This is a genomic window from Pukyongiella litopenaei (assembly GCF_003008555.2).
Lineage (GTDB): Bacteria > Pseudomonadota > Alphaproteobacteria > Rhodobacterales > Rhodobacteraceae > Pukyongiella > Pukyongiella litopenaei.
On record NZ_CP027665.1, the window covers coordinates 501,968 to 516,432 of the forward strand.

Sequence of the window (14,465 nt, forward strand, 5' to 3'; positions counted from 1 at the left end):
GGACGCGGGGCGCCACCCGGCGCCCAAATTGTTGCGCGTTATAGGCAAGGCGGGAAAAGGTGCAAGGGGGTGCGCGCCGGCATCCCGCCCCGTTCCGCGCCGTCCCGGCGCTCAGACTTGACTTCCCGGCCAAGTCCATGTGTATCGGCGCGATATTTTCCGCGCCCGAAGGGACCGATCCGATGCACGCCTATCGCAGCCACACCTGCGCCGATCTTACCGCCGCCGATACCGGAACCACCGTCCGCCTGTCGGGCTGGGTTCACCGGGTCCGCGACCACGGCGGTGTGCTGTTCATCGACCTGCGCGACCATTACGGCGTCACCCAGATCCTGTGCGACGGAGACAGTGCCGCCTTTGATGAACTCGAAAAGGTCCGGTCCGAATGGTGCATCCGCATCGACGGCACAGTCAAGGCGCGTGACCCCGACCTGGTCAATCCCAAGCTGCCCACCGGCGAGATCGAGGTCTATGTCCGCGATCTGGAAGTGCTGGGTGCCGCGTCCGAACTGCCGCTGATGGTGTTCGGCGACCAGGAATACCCCGAGGAAACCCGCCTGCGGTACCGGTTCCTCGACCTGCGCCGCGAGGCGATGCAGTCCAACATGACCCTGCGCTCGGACGTTGTCGCCAGCATGCGCCGCCGCATGTGGGACCAAGGGTTCCGGGAATACCAGACCCCGGTGATCACCGCATCCTCGCCCGAGGGCGCGCGCGATTTCCTGGTGCCGTCGCGCCTGCATCCGGGCCGGTTCTACGCGCTTCCGCAGGCGCCGCAGCAGTTCAAGCAGCTGATCATGGTGTCGGGGTTCGACAGGTATTTCCAGATCGCGCCCTGTTTCCGCGACGAGGACCCGCGCGCCGACCGCTCGCCCACCGATTTCTACCAGCTCGACATGGAAATGTCCTTCGTCACCCAGCAGGATGTGTTCGACACCATCCAGCCGGTGTTGCGCGGCGTGTTCGAGGAATTCGCCGATGGTGCGACCGTCGATGCCGACTGGCCGCAGATCAGCTATCGCGACGCGGCGCTGTGGTATGGCACCGACAAGCCCGACCTGCGCAACCCGATCAGGATGCAGCGCGTATCCGAGCATTTCGCGGGCGGCGGCTTTGCGATTTTTGCCAAGCTTCTGGAACAGGACGGCACCGAGATCCGCGCCATCCCCGCCCCCGGCGGTGGTTCGCGCAAGTTCTGCGACCGGATGAACAAGTTCGCCCAGGGCGAAGGCCTGCCGGGGATGGGCTATATCTTCTGGCGCGAGGGCGCGGACGGTATGGAAGCGGCCGGCCCGCTGGCCAAGAATATCGGCCCCGAACGGACCGAGGCAATCCGGCAGCAGCTGGGTCTCGGCGTCGGTGACGCGGCGTTTTTCCTCGGCGGCAAGCCGTCGGATTTCGAAACCGTGGCCGGCAAGGCCCGCGTGGTGATCGGCGACGAACTGGGGCTGACCGAAACCGACCGTTTCGCCTTTGCCTGGATCGTCGATTTCCCGATCTACGAACGCGACGCAGAAACCGGCAAGGTGGATTTCGAACACAACCCGTTCTCGATGCCGCAGGGCGGCATGGAAGCGCTGCAGGGCGATCCGCTCGACGTTCTGGGCTATCAGTATGACCTGGCCTGCAACGGCTACGAGATCCTGTCGGGCGCGATCCGCAACCATATTCCCGAAATCATGTTCCGCGCCTTCGAGATCGCCGGCTATGACGAGGCCGAGGTGCGGCGCCGGTTCGGCGGGCTGGTCAATGCGTTCCAGTATGGCGCGCCGCCGCACGGAGGCTGCGCCGCCGGGATCGACCGGATCGTGATGCTGCTGGCGGATACGGTCAACATCCGCGAGGTCATCATGTTCCCGATGAACCAGCGCGCCGAGGACCTGATGATGTCGGCCCCGTCCGAACCGACCTCGGATCAGTTGATGGAACTGGGCCTGCGCGTGATCCCGCAGGAGTGATCCGCGGCGGGCGCGTCTATGGCAGCTGACCGGGGCTGGACGAAGCCGCGCTCTGTCAGCGCCGCGGCCTGATGCCGACCGGCGACGTACGTGGCCGGGCCGCATGGGTCATGCGCGCGGCGACCGGGCTGGAAACTTCGGTCTTTCCGGGGTTGAACATGGGCGCCGATCCGGGATTACTGCGATGAGAAAGGATCACGCCATGACGGACCCGACCGACACTCCCGTTGGCGCCCCGGTTCCCGGCTGGAGCCCGCCGCCGGTTCCCGGTGGCGATATCCTGGAAGGCCGCCACGCGCGGCTCGAACCGCTGAACTCGGCCAGCCATGGCGCCGCTCTCTTTCGTGCGGTCGACGGGCATGACCGCCTCTGGACCTACATGCCCTACGGCCCGTTCGAGACCGAACAGGCCTATTGCGACTGGGTGGACGGCGTCACGGCGGATTCCGCCCTGTCCTTCTACGCGATCTTCAACCGCGACACCGGGGCCTGGGGCGGCGTGGCCTCGTATCTGCGCATCGCCCCCGAGGCCGGGTCCATCGAGGTCGGCCATATCAACCTGGCGCCGGGGCTGGCACAGACGGCGGCGGCCACCGAAGCGATCGTCCTGATGATGGGCTGGGCCTTCGAGGCCGGGTATCGCCGGTTCGAATGGAAATGCGACGCGCTGAACCGGCCATCGCGTCGCGCCGCCCAGCGGCTGGGCCTGAGCTATGAAGGCATCTTCCGGCAGGCGGTCGTGGTCAAGGGGCGCAACCGCGACACCGCCTGGTTCGCCGCCATCGACAAGGAATGGCCCGCGTTGCGCGACGCATATGACGCCTGGCTGGCGCCGTCGAATTTCGACGCAGACGGACGGCAAAAACGCGCCCTCGGCGCGTTTACCACCCCGATCCGGGTCGCCTCCGATCCAACCCTCTGACCCGACCCCCTGAACGGCTGACGGCCCGGTCCCGCGACACGGCCCATCCCGGCGCCGCCGAGCCTTCCGCAAAACCGGCCCGCCACCGCCCCGTGGCCGCCCATGTGTTGCAACCGCGCGCGCGATCCCCGGATCAGGACCGAGGCCTGTCGCGCAACGCCTGTTTCCGCGGGCGGCCGATCAGACGCGACTGCACGAACAGGACGGCGCCCAGCGACACCAGCGCGGCGAGAAATGTCGCCACCATCTCAGATCGCCCGTCGCTGCTGCAGCCGATCCCGGATCAGCCCGGAGATATGGGCCGCCTCGTCGGCAACGGGTCCGCCGCGGGCACGGCCGCGGGCCAGCGCGGCCGCGGCCTGGGCCAGCACGTTGTCATCGGCACTGCGCGCCACCCCGCCCAGGAACTGGGCGACATAGTCGAGCATCGAGCCCTCGGCCCCATCGTCCAGCACGTCGGCCGCATGGGCCATGTCGTCCCGATAGGCAATCGGATCGGGGCAGATCACCTCGTCCTCGACCGCACGCGGACCAAAGGCGCGGCGATCCTCGGGCAGGCGCGACAGCACCGCGTTCTGGAACACGGCCAGCGATGTCACCGGCTTGGCTAGGAACCCGTCGGCTCCCGCCGCGATTGCCGCCGATTCCGCGAAATCGTCGCCCGACATGCCCAGGATCACCGGCACGCGCGGGGTGGCCGAGGCCAGTTCCTCGATCAGCGACACGCCGGACCCGTCGGGCAAGCCCAGGTCGACGAAGATCACCGAGGGGCGGTAGATCTGCAAATGCCGCCGCGCCGATTTCAGACAATCGGCGCGGCGGATGCGCGCGCCCGATCGCAGGCACAGAAGACGCATCGCCTCGCAGGCGTAGCGGCTGTCCTCGACCACCAGAACGGTCAGCCCCAGCAAGGGCCGGTTGGCGGTCGGTTGACGGTGAGTCGCGGCAAACAGGTCCGAATCATCCATCTTGCAATTTCTCCTCGGCAGGCGCGCCAAGGCTAGGCGGGGATGCCTAACGATACGTTAACACCCTTGCCCCCCGCCCCACCCGGCGGCATAACCCGGCCCGACGCCCCCCGTTCGGCCAGCCCGTTCGACAACCCCATTCGACCACCCCATTCGACCACAAGGAGCATCCCATGATCGGCCGCCTGAACCACGTCGCCATCGCCGTCCCCGATCTCGAAGCGGCCTCGGCGCAGTATCGCGATGCCCTGGGCGCCAGCGTCGGCGCACCGCAGGACGAACCCGATCACGGCGTCACCGTGGTCTTCATCGACCTGCCCAACACCAAGATCGAACTGCTCTACCCGCTGGGCGAGAACAGCCCGATCCAGGGCTTTCTCGACAAGAACCCCGCGGGCGGCATCCACCATGTCTGCTACGAGGTCGAGGATATCCTGGCCGCGCGCGACCACCTGCAGGCGACGGGGGCACGCGTGCTGGGCAGCGGCGAACCCCGGATCGGCGCCCATGGCAAACCGGTGCTGTTCCTGCATCCCAAGGATTTCAACGGCTGCCTGGTCGAACTGGAACAGGTCTGAGGACACCGACATGGCCATCGTATCGGCAATCGTGCTCTATGTCGTGATCTGGTTCATGGCATTCTTCATCGCCCTGCCGATCCGGCTCAAGACCCAGGGCGACGTGGGCGAAGTCGTCCCCGGCACCCATGCGGGCGCGCCGGCGCAGCACCACCTGAAGGCCAAGTTCAGGATCGTCACCGTGGTGGCGTTCGTGATCTGGGTCATCGTCGTGGCGATCATCCTGTCGGGCGTGCTCGGCGTGGGCGATATCGACTGGTTCCACCGGATGGACCCGACCGTCGAAAGCTGACCGCCAGACAGCGCCCGCCGCCAATTCGGGTCACCCGGACCGGGCGCACCGACGGTTGCGCTCAATACTGTCGCAACCGCCCGTTGAGCATGTGGAACAGATGGGTAAAGGTGGCCGCCCCGACGATCGGAACCAGCAGGTTCACCAGCGGCACCGATAACGGGATCGCCATCAGCGTGCCCGCCAGCCAGACCCTGCCCGCATATTGCCTGCGCAGCCGCTTCGCGCCGTCACGGCCGATCCGGCGCATGGCGGCCAGCATGATATATTCACGGCCCAGCAGGAATCCGTTCAGCCCCCAGAAGATGAACATCGCGAAGGGCGTAAAGACGACATAGAGCAGGATCGCCACGAGGTTCGCCGCGATCAGCACGCCGAGGAAATTCACCGTATCCCGCAAAGCATCGCCGAACGGCACCGGATCGACCGGCGGCAGGCCGCGGTAATGCCGGTCCTCGACCGCCTGCGCCACCTCGTCGAGGAACATCGAGGTGATCGCCGAGGCGACCGGCACCATCAGGAACACCGACAGGATCATCATCACGACCAGCGAGGACCAGCTCAGCAGGTCGCCCAGCCAGGTCACCTCGCCAACGATCGGCAGCGTCGTGCTGTCTCCGGTCAGCCAGCCGATCAGATACATTACCCCGGCACTGGCCGCGATCAGCAGCGCCAGCGTCAGCGCCACGCCCAGGCCCAGCACCTTGCGAAAACGCGGGTCGCCCAACTGCCCCAGCGCCAGGAGAAAGGCCCGCAGGATCATGCCTCGGCCCAGTCGGTTATCGCGTCGAGATCGGGCCGCGGCCGTTCGGGCGGGGCTCCGGTTTCGGTGCCGATATGGATGAACCCGGCCACCTGTTCATGCGCGGCAAGCCCCAGCCCGTCGGCGCAGAACCCCCGGTCATGGGCCGGCCACCCGGACAGCCAGTTCGCCCCCCATCCCGAGGCCAGGGCGGCGTTCAGCAACGCGCAGCAGACCGCCCCCGCCGACAGGGTCTGTTCATAGGCCGGGATCTTGTCGCTGTCGCGCCGCACCTCGATCACCGCCACGGCAAGGTTGCCCAGGTCGAACTGCTGACGCCCCTTGGCGATATCCTCGGGCGGTTTTCCCAATGCCGCGCCGCGCGCCTCCACCACGCCGGCCAGCCGGTCCAGGGCCGCCGCGTTCAGCACGATGAACCGCCACGGCTCCAGCTTGCCGTGATCGGGGCTGCGGGCGGCGGCGGTCAGGATGGGCATCAGCGCCGCCCGATCCGGGACCGGCAGGCCCAGCGTCTTGGCCGGGCGCGACCGCCGCGACAACAGGAAATCGAGCGCGGCCTGGTTTCGATCGGGCATGAAGTTAATCCTCTTTACATCCCAGTCCTGCCCTATCTCGGCGCAGGCGCGCAAATATTCAAGGGGTAAAAGATGCGTGACCCCGGTTGTTGGCCGTCGAGGCGGCGCGCGAACATGGTATGATGCCGGCACCGCCGAAGGAGCCGAGATGACCCGCCTGACGATACCCGCCGCCCTGTCGGCCGCGCTCATGGCGCTTGCCGGCTGTGATCCCACCGCATCTGGGCTGGATTCTGGTTCTGATTCTGGCCTCTATGCCTCGCCTGCCGGCAATTACGGCGGCCGTCCTGCCGGCCTTGCGCCGCCACCCGGCCGCACCGCGCAGGAACGCGCCGAACGGCGGGCCTATTACCGGGGGCCGCGCGGGGACGAATTCTAGGCCGCTACCCGACCGGCAAACCCGCACGCAGATCGCCGCTGCCGACCGGCCTTATCATCGCAGGTCCCGGGCCATGCGCGCCACCTCTTCCCGCAGGAACGCATCGAATCGCGCCGTGGGCTGGCGCACCGCCAATGTCTCGGCCAGCGGGTCCGGCGCCTCGATCCCGGACCCGGCCAGCGCCGCGATGGCCGCGTGACCGCAGAACGGGACATAGACCTCGGAATAGCCGCCCTCATGCACCAGAACCAGGCGCCCGCCGCACAGCGCCGCCGCCGCTTCCTTCAGCCGGAGCGTCATCTGCCGGAAGGTGTCGGCGGTGGCCAGCATCCGCGCCATCGGGTCGATGGCCGAGGCGTCAAAGCCGCAGGCCACGACGATCGCCTCCGGCCTGAACCGTTCCAGCGCCGGCACCACGATCTCGTCGATCACCGCGAGATAGGCGGTATGCCCCGCCCCGGCGAGCAGCGGCACATTGAGGTTGAACCCCGCGCCGGCACCCCGACCGCGGTCGCCGATACCACCGGTATCGAGCGGATAGTTCCCCTCCTGGTGTACCGATACGGTCAGCACGTCGTCACGCTCATAATAGATCGCCTCGGTGCCATTGCCGTGATGCACGTCCCAGTCCACCACCGCGACCCGGCCCAGGCCGTCCCGCGCCTTCGCCGTTTCGATGGCGATGGCGATATTGGCCAACAGGCAGAAGCCGTTGGGAAAATCCGGCAGGCAGTGATGCCCCGGCGGGCGCGACAGGGCATAGGCGGTGTCGACCTCTCCCGCCAGCACGGACCGCAGCGCCCCGACCGCCAGCCCCGCCGACAGCGCGGCGATCTCGAACCCGCCCTGCGCGAAGGGCGTGCGCAGCCCCAGTTCGCCGCCGCCCGCATCCGACAACCGCCGGAATTCGGCCAGGTAGCTTTCGGGATGCACCCGCGCCATGTCCTCCCAGGCCGCCGCGGGCGCCCCGCGCGCGTCCAGCTCGGCGATCAGGCCGGTGACATCCATCAGGTTCTTCAGCCGCCGCTTGGTCTCGGGATTTTCCGGCAGCCCGCCGGCGGCCAGCGGCTGAACCAGCCCCCCCACCGGCAGGGTAAAGGCATAGCTGCCACCCCCATGCCAGAAACACCGCTCATCCCAGAAAAACCCGGTCGTCATGCCGTTTCCCTTCCTCTTGCCCGAAATATCCCCGCCGGAGGCATGAAAACCCATGGCACCCGGCCACCGCACCATGCAACATGGCCGGCGATGGCGAAACCGAAAACCCGAGACCTGCCCGACCTGACCGGACGCGCGATACCGGGGGCGGAAATTACGCTGCGCGCCACGCCCAGAGCCGCGCGCAACTCGCTCGTCGGCGACGCGGAGACCCTGCGCGCGACCGTGACCGTCGCGCCCGAGAACGGCAGGGCGAACGCGGCGGTCGCGGCGCTGCTGGCTGCCGCGATGGGCGTCGCCCCCAGCCACCTGGTGCTGATCCGCGGCCAGACCGCCCGCACCAAGACCTTCCGCTACGATCCGCCCAAATCGTCCTGATCGCCCCGCTCGTCCTGATCGTCGGCAACCTCGCGCAACCGGTAGACCCCTTCCGGCAGGTCCAGCGCGGCCGCGAGATCGCGCAGCATCTCCGGCGAAAACGTCACTTTCTGCACCCGGTCGGTGCGCGGGTCCCATTGTTCGACGGTGACACATTCGGCAAAGCCGTTGATCACCACGTCCTCCTGCAGCGGGGCCGCGCCCTCGTCCACCAGGGTGATCACGGTGGCGTCGAATTCATGCTCGATGGTAAACATGCCCACACCCTGCCGCCGCCGCGGCGGGGACGCAAGAGGCGCAGAAGACCTCACCGGCCCGCGCGTCATTTCCTTGCCTTTTCGGGCATCTTTGCCCATTAGAGGCGCGCCGCGCCTTCGGCGGCAGCTGACCCCAGGTGACCATATGTGCCCAGCGACCAGCAACGAGGACATACCTCGCGGCTACATCATCCCCATCGGCGGTGGTGAGGACCGGGAAAGGGATATGCAGATCCACCGCCGCTTCGTCGAGCTGTCCGGCGGCGCGGACGCGGCCATCGTCGTGATCCCGACCGCCTCGATGCTCGAGGAAACCGGCCCCGACTATCACCGCATCTTCTCGGAACTGGGCGCCGGCCAGGTCGAGTTCCTGCCGATCTCGCGCCGGGCCGATTGCGACAACCCCGAGTTTGCCGATCTGATCGACCGCGCGAGCGGCATCTTCATGACCGGCGGCAACCAGCTGCGGCTGTCCGCGATCCTGGGCGGCACGCTGCTGGCGCAGAAGATCCGCCGCCGCAACGCCGCGGGCGTGCCGGTGGCCGGCACCTCGGCCGGCGCCTCGATCATGTCCGAACACATGGTCGCGGGCGGCAGTTCCAATGCCGCGCCCGCCGAGGGCAACATCACCCTCGCGCCGGGGATGGGCCTGACCAACGCGGTGATCATCGACCAGCATTTCACCCAGCGCAACCGGCTGGGCCGGCTGCTCACGGCCACCTCCTACAATCCCTTCCTGATCGGCATCGGCATCGACGAGGACACCGCCGCCTTCATCGGCCCCGACAACGTGTTCGAGGTCGTGGGCTCGGGCAGCGTCACCGTCGTCGACGCGGGCCAGCTGACCCATTCCTCGATGTGGGACGCCCGCCCCGGCGAAGCGCTCAGCCTGCTCGGCTTGCGGCTTGACGTTCTCGGCGAAGGCTGCCGTTATGACCTGACGGCCCGTGTTGCCTATCCGCCCGATGAGCATCTGGCCTTCTGCAGCCTGCCGGTATCCTCCGGCGATCCGCCACCAGAAGCGGAGGGCTGATCGTCAACGCCCGGGAGGGAGGTATGCCCGCATGAAGATCGTTTCCACCAATGTCTTTGTCGGTCCGAATGTCTGGGCCCGGTTTCCGGTGATCCGCCATGTCGTCGATCTCGGCCCGCTCGAGACCTGGCCATCCGCAAAGATCGGGGAACCCTTCATCGACGGGCTGCTGAGCGCCCTGCCCGGCCTGCGGGAACATGGCTGCTCCTATCGCGAACCCGGCGGCTTCGTCCGCCGGTTGCGCGAGGATGACGGCACCTGGCTGGGCCATGTGATGGAACATGTGGCGATCGAGATCCAGGATGTCGCCGGGTCGGACGTGACCTTTGGAAGGACCCGCGGCACCGGCGAGCCGGGCCAGTACAACCTGGTCTACGAATACCGGCAGCGCGACGTCGGGCTGGCCGCGGGCAAGCTGGCGCTGCGCCTGCTGATGCACCTGCTGCCCGCCGAGCTGCAGGCGCAGGTCGATCACGAGATTGACCCCGGTTTCGACTGGGAGGACGAGCTGCGCAGCTTTGTCCTGCGCGCCCAGAAAAAGGAATTCGGCCCGTCGACCGGGTCGCTGGTCAAGGCGGCCGACGATCGCGACATCCCCTGGATTCGCCTCAACGACTATTCGCTGGTCCAGTTCGGTCACGGCAAGTTCCAGAAACGGATCCAGGCCACGATCACAAGCGAGACCAAGCATATCGCGGTCGAGATATCCTGCGACAAGGAAGACACCCACAACCTGCTCAACGATCTCGGCCTGCCGGTGCCGCAGCAGCGCATGGTCTATTCCGCCCGCGAGGCGGTGCGCGCCGCCCAGCGCATCGGGCACCCGGTGGTGGTCAAGCCGCTCGACGCCAATCATGGCCGCGGCGTGTCGATCAACCTCAATTCCGACGACGAGGTCGAGGCCGGGTTCGCCGAGGCGAAACAGCATTCCAAGAGCCGCGCGATCCTGGTCGAGAGCTTCATCACCGGGTTCGACCACCGGATGCTGGTGGTCGACAACAAGCTGGTCGCGGTGGCCAAGCGGGTGCCGGGCCATGTGGTCGGCGACGGCCTCAGCACGATCGCCGCGCTGATCGACCAGGTGAACGAGGATCCCCGCCGGGGCATCGGCCATGAAAAGGTGCTGACCAAGCTGGAACTGGACAACCAGGCCCAGCGGCTGATGGCGGATGCGGGCGTGACCGAGGACACGGTGCTGCCCGAGGGCGAGGTGTTCTACCTGCGCTCGACCGCCAACCTGTCCACCGGTGGCACCGCCATCGACATGACTGACGTGGTGCATCCCGACAACCGCGACATGGCCGAACGCGCGATCATGGCGGTCGGGCTCGACGTGGGCGGGGTCGATTTCCTGATCGACGACATCACGAAATCCTACAAGGATATCGGCGGCGCCATCGTCGAGGTGAACGCGGCGCCGGGCTTCAGGATGCATGTCGCCCCTTCCGAGGGCGAACCGCGCGACGTGGCCGGCGCGGTGATCGACATGCTGTTCCCGGTCGGGTCGGAAACCCGCATCCCGATCGCAGCGATCACCGGAACCAACGGCAAGACCACCACCTCGCGGATGCTGGCCCATATCATGAAGGCCAGCGGCAAGACCGTCGGCATGACCTCGACCGACGGGGTCTATGTCGATGGCAAGCTGAGCGTGAAGGGCGACATGACCGGGCCGAAATCGGCCCAGATCGTGCTGCGCGACCCGATGGTCGATTTCGCGGTGATGGAAACCGCGCGCGGCGGGCTGGTGCGGTCGGGACTGGGCTATCGCCGGTCCAACGTGGCCGCCTGCCTGAACGTCTCGGCCGACCATCTCGGCCTGCGCGGGATCGACACGGTCGAGGAACTGGCCGAGGTCAAGCGCGTCGTGGTCGAGAGCGCCACCGACACGGCGGTGCTGAATGCCGATGACATCAACTGCCTGCGCATGGCCGATTTCACCGATGCCGAGCATATCTTCTATGTCACGACCAACCCCGGCCACGCGCTGGTCAAGGAACATATCCAGTCGGGCGGCAAGGCCATCGTGCTGGAACAGGGCATGAATGGCGAGATGCTGGCGATCTACGACAACGGGCTGCACATGCCGGTGCTGTGGTCGCATGTGATCCCCGCCGCGCTCGAGGGCAAGGCGATGCACAACGTGCAGAACGCCATGTTCGCCGCCGCGATGGCCTATTCCTTCGGCGTGGACCTGGACAATATCCGCCACGGGCTGCGCACCTTCGACACCAGTTTCTTCCAGGCGCCGGGGCGGATGAACGTGTTCGACGAACACCCGTTCAAGGTGATCCTGGACTATGCCCACAACCCCGCCGCCTTCGGGGTGATGGCGGACCTGTCCGACCGGCTCGACGTCAAGGGCCGGCGGATCGTGGTCGTCGCGGTGCCCGGCGACCGCCGGGACGAGGACGTGGCCGATGCCGCCGCGACGCTGGCGGGCCATTTCGACCATTACATCTGCAAGGCCGACGACAACCGGCGCGGCCGGGGCGAGGACGAGATCCCGCAGATGCTGAAACGCGACCTGATCGCCAATGGCGTGGCCGAGGACGCGATCACCCTCATTCCCGACGAACCGCAGGCCATCGATCACGGGCTGGAAATGGCGCAGCCCGGCGATCTGCTGGTGATCTTCGGCGACAACAGCGCGCGTTGCTGGAAACAGATCATCTATTTCCACCAGGAAACCGCCCCGGAGGGCGACACGCCCGCCCCGGCGGCGGAACCGGCGTCACCGGATCTCGAAGAACTGTTCGGCGGCGAACCGGTGCTGATCCGCGATGATCGCGGGGTGCGGCTGGCCCGCGACGACGAAGACTCGGACTGAGGCGGGGGCACCGGGATGGAGCCTGTCGAGATCATCGAAGAGGCGCTGGACGTGCCGATCCCCGATGCGCCCGCGCTGCGGCTCGACGATGCGCGGCGGCTGACCGGACCGGGGCTGCTGTGGTCGCGGGCCGGCGCGGTGCTGGACGTGCTGCATGATGGCAGCATCGACCCAGACCGGATCGTGGCGCTGTGGGACAAACAGGCCCGCCGGGTCCTGGATGCGCTGGGATGGCAGGACGAGACCCTGACCCACCGCCGTTATGACGGCGGGGTCAGCCTCGCCCTCTCGGCCCCGATGGACCAGCTCTATTCGGCGATTTTCGCGGCGCAAACCGCGTGGCATTTCTGCGCCGCCGACCTGCTGGACCGGGAACCGGGCGATTTCGCCGCGATGGTGGACGATGTCCGGGGGGTGATGGCGCGCGAGGCCAACCCGCCCCTGCCCGCCCTGATCGCGGCGGCGGCGGACCACGGCATCGACATCCTGTGCGACGATGACGACATCTCGATCGGCCAGGGCACCGGGTCGCGGACGTGGCCCGTCCACGACCTGCCGGCGCCGGGCGACGTGGACTGGGCGGCGCTGCATGACGTGCCGGTGGCGATGATCACCGGCACCAACGGCAAGACCACGACCACCCGGCTCTGCGCGGCGATTGCCACGGCGGCGGGCCGGGTGGCGGGGCTCACCTCGACCGAGTTCGTGATGGTCGGCGGCGACATTCTCGACCGGGGCGATTACTCCGGTCCCGGCGGCGCACGGCTGCTGCTGCGCGACCGGCGGCTGGAAACCGGGTTTCTCGAAGTGGCCCGCGGCGGCATCCTGCGGCGCGGCCTGCCCACCCGCCATGTCCGCGCGGCGCTGGTCACCAATGTCGCCGCCGACCATCTCGGCCAGTATGGCGTCAACACGGTGCCCGAACTGGCACAGGCCAAGTTCGCGGTGCACCGGGCGCTGGCCCCCGGTGGGGTGCTGGTGCTGAACGCCGACGACCCGCATGTGGTCGACGAGGCCGCGCGCACCCGCGCCACGACCTGGTGGTTCGCCCTGTCGCCCGATGCGGCGAAAATCGGCGCGGCCCGCGCCGCCGGCACGCCCTGTGCCTGGGCCGACACCGGCAACCTGTGGTTCTTTGACGGCACCACCGCACATGACATCATGCCCGTCGCCGATATCCCGATCGCGATGGGCGGCGCGGCGCGGCACAACATCGCCAATGCGCTCGGCGCGCTGTGCCTGTCGCGCGCGCTGGGGATCGGCGATGAGGCGATCCGCGCCGGCATGGCCCGTTTTCGCCCCGATGCCAGCGACAATCCGGGCCGGTGTAACGAGTTCGCGGTGAACGGCGCCCGGGTCTTCGTGGATTTCGCCCATAATCCCCATTCCATCGCGGCGATGGCCGACACGATGGCGGCGATCCCCGCCAAGCGCCGCTTCGCCATGCTCAGCCATGCCGGCGACCGCTCGGACGGCGATATCCGCGACCTGACCATGGGGGTGCTGGCGCTGGACCCCGATATGGTGGTGGCCGCCGAGATCGAGGATTACCTGCGCGGGCGCAGCCCCGGCGAGCTGCCGGCGCTGATCCGCCGGACCTGTCTCGATGCGGGCATGGCCGCCGATGCGGTGCTGACCGCCGGATCGCCGCGCGATGGCGCCGAACGCATCCTCGACATGGTCGGGCCCGGCGACCTGGCGCTGCTGCTGGTGCTGTCCGACCGCGCCCGCGTGTTCGAGTTGCTGGAGCAGCGCGGAATCGCCGTTTGACCTGCATCAAGGCCCCTCCCCGCCCGCCGCATAGACTGGTGGCGATGGAAGGGAGGCCTCAATGCAAAACCCATCTGTACTCAGGAAACACGCGGCGCTTCTGGACCACATGGCCGACCGGCTGGGTGTCGATCTGGAAGAGGCGACCATGCGCGGCGAATTGCGGGTCTCGGAGCTGACCGACGCGGTGCTGTCCTGCACCGCCTGCGCCGATCCCACCGCCTGCCGCCACTGGCTGGATGCCGCCGCCGACGGCGCCGGGGCCACCCCCGGCTTCTGCCGCAATTCCGCGCTGCTCGGGCAGTTGCAGGACAAGCTGTCGATCTGACGGGGACGACATGAACATTCCGTTTTCGGCGGTCGAGCCGCTCGACCGGCACTATTGGCTTGCCCGGTCGGTGGCGCGTATCATCGGCGTCGATCCGACCCGCGCGATGGCGCAGGGGCGCGTCGACAGCGACAGCTACGCCGAAATGATCAAGACCTGCCGGGATGGCGATTGCGCCGCCATCTGCCTGCGGTGGCTGGGCGATCCGGCCAGCGACCGCAACCGCGCGCCGCAGGGATGCGCCATCGCCGAGGCGCTGGAACGGCTGCGCTGATC

Annotated in this window: 16 protein-coding genes; 11 read left to right on the forward strand and 5 right to left on the reverse strand. The window is 67.8% G+C overall.

All coding sequences use genetic code 11. The features are described 5' to 3' along the window. Positions 1–182: 182 nt before the first annotated feature. Together aspS and C6Y53_RS02560 are read left to right on the forward strand one after the other, a co-directional pair. Positions 183–1,958, forward strand: a complete 1,776-nt coding sequence (gene aspS / locus C6Y53_RS02550; RefSeq protein ID WP_106473922.1) for an aspartate--tRNA ligase — start codon at positions 183–185, stop codon at positions 1,956–1,958. Positions 1,959–2,160: 202 nt separating this feature from the next. Then, positions 2,161–2,880 carry a GNAT family N-acetyltransferase gene (locus C6Y53_RS02560; protein WP_106470992.1) on the forward strand — a complete coding sequence of 240 codons (720 nt, stop codon included), beginning with the start codon at positions 2,161–2,163 and terminating at the stop codon, positions 2,878–2,880. A gap of 248 nt (positions 2,881–3,128) precedes the next feature. On the opposite strand, the gene C6Y53_RS02565 is transcribed toward C6Y53_RS02560, so the two are convergent. Beyond that, entirely contained in the window at positions 3,129–3,848 is a 720-nt protein-coding gene (locus C6Y53_RS02565; RefSeq protein WP_106470993.1) for a response regulator, read from the reverse strand. 173 nt (positions 3,849–4,021) lie between these two features. Between C6Y53_RS02565 and mce the strand changes: the two genes are divergently transcribed. Together mce and C6Y53_RS02575 are read left to right on the forward strand one after the other, a co-directional pair. Then, a complete protein-coding gene (mce, locus tag C6Y53_RS02570) occupies positions 4,022–4,426 on the forward strand; it encodes a methylmalonyl-CoA epimerase (protein WP_106470994.1) in 405 nt (134 codons plus the stop codon). A gap of 10 nt (positions 4,427–4,436) precedes the next feature. Further along, a complete protein-coding gene (locus tag C6Y53_RS02575; RefSeq protein ID WP_106470995.1) occupies positions 4,437–4,718 on the forward strand; it encodes a DUF1467 family protein in 282 nt (93 codons plus the stop codon). A gap of 61 nt (positions 4,719–4,779) precedes the next feature. Here the strand turns inward: C6Y53_RS02575 and C6Y53_RS02580 are convergent, their stop codons facing one another. Next, on the reverse strand, positions 4,780–5,481 hold the full coding sequence (locus C6Y53_RS02580; RefSeq protein ID WP_106470996.1) for an EI24 domain-containing protein: 702 nt from the start codon (positions 5,479–5,481) through the stop codon (positions 4,780–4,782). Next, positions 5,478–6,056: a nitroreductase family protein gene (locus C6Y53_RS02585; RefSeq protein WP_106470997.1), complete on the reverse strand. Its 579-nt coding sequence runs from the start codon at positions 6,054–6,056 to the stop codon at positions 5,478–5,480. Before C6Y53_RS02585 ends, C6Y53_RS02580 begins: the two co-directional genes overlap by 4 nt. 148 nt (positions 6,057–6,204) lie before the next feature. On the opposite strand from C6Y53_RS02585, the gene C6Y53_RS02590 reads away from it, so the two are divergent. After that, positions 6,205–6,435 (forward strand): hypothetical protein, encoded by a 231-nt coding sequence (locus tag C6Y53_RS02590; protein WP_106470998.1) that lies wholly within the window; start codon positions 6,205–6,207, stop codon positions 6,433–6,435. Positions 6,436–6,489: 54 nt separating this feature from the next. Here C6Y53_RS02590 and C6Y53_RS02595 read toward each other — a convergent pair whose 3' ends face one another. Further along, a complete protein-coding gene (locus tag C6Y53_RS02595; protein ID WP_106473923.1) occupies positions 6,490–7,593 on the reverse strand; it encodes a class II histone deacetylase in 1,104 nt (367 codons plus the stop codon). Positions 7,594–7,683: 90 nt separating this feature from the next. Between C6Y53_RS02595 and C6Y53_RS02600 the strand changes: the two genes are divergently transcribed. Further along, positions 7,684–7,971: a DUF167 domain-containing protein gene (locus tag C6Y53_RS02600; RefSeq protein WP_106470999.1), complete on the forward strand. Its 288-nt coding sequence runs from the start codon at positions 7,684–7,686 to the stop codon at positions 7,969–7,971. Here the strand turns inward: C6Y53_RS02600 and C6Y53_RS02605 are convergent. After that, positions 7,947–8,228, reverse strand: a complete 282-nt coding sequence (locus C6Y53_RS02605; protein WP_106471000.1) for a hypothetical protein — start codon at positions 8,226–8,228, stop codon at positions 7,947–7,949. The two genes, C6Y53_RS02600 and C6Y53_RS02605, sit on opposite strands and share 25 nt — an antisense overlap. Before the next feature lie 226 nt (positions 8,229–8,454). Here C6Y53_RS02605 and C6Y53_RS02610 point away from each other — a divergent pair, with 226 nt between their 5' ends. The 5 genes from C6Y53_RS02610 to C6Y53_RS02630 all read left to right on the forward strand — a co-directional run bounded on the left by C6Y53_RS02610 (position 8,455) and on the right by C6Y53_RS02630 (position 14,463). Next, positions 8,455–9,261 carry a cyanophycinase gene (locus C6Y53_RS02610; RefSeq protein ID WP_244614926.1) on the forward strand — a complete coding sequence of 269 codons (807 nt, stop codon included), beginning with the start codon at positions 8,455–8,457 and terminating at the stop codon, positions 9,259–9,261. 31 nt (positions 9,262–9,292) lie between these two features. Then, positions 9,293–12,091: a cyanophycin synthetase gene (gene cphA, locus C6Y53_RS02615; RefSeq protein ID WP_106471002.1), complete on the forward strand. Its 2,799-nt coding sequence runs from the start codon at positions 9,293–9,295 to the stop codon at positions 12,089–12,091. A 15-nt stretch (positions 12,092–12,106) separates the two neighbouring features. Next, complete coding sequence (locus tag C6Y53_RS02620) at positions 12,107–13,861, forward strand: Mur ligase family protein (RefSeq protein WP_106471003.1); 1,755 nt, start codon at positions 12,107–12,109, stop codon at positions 13,859–13,861. Between the two features lie 61 nt (positions 13,862–13,922). Beyond that, entirely contained in the window at positions 13,923–14,189 is a 267-nt protein-coding gene (locus C6Y53_RS02625; protein ID WP_106471004.1) for a DUF6455 family protein, read from the forward strand. Positions 14,190–14,199: 10 nt separating this feature from the next. Continuing rightward, a complete protein-coding gene (locus tag C6Y53_RS02630; protein WP_106471005.1) occupies positions 14,200–14,463 on the forward strand; it encodes a DUF6455 family protein in 264 nt (87 codons plus the stop codon). Positions 14,464–14,465: the final 2 nt, after the last annotated feature.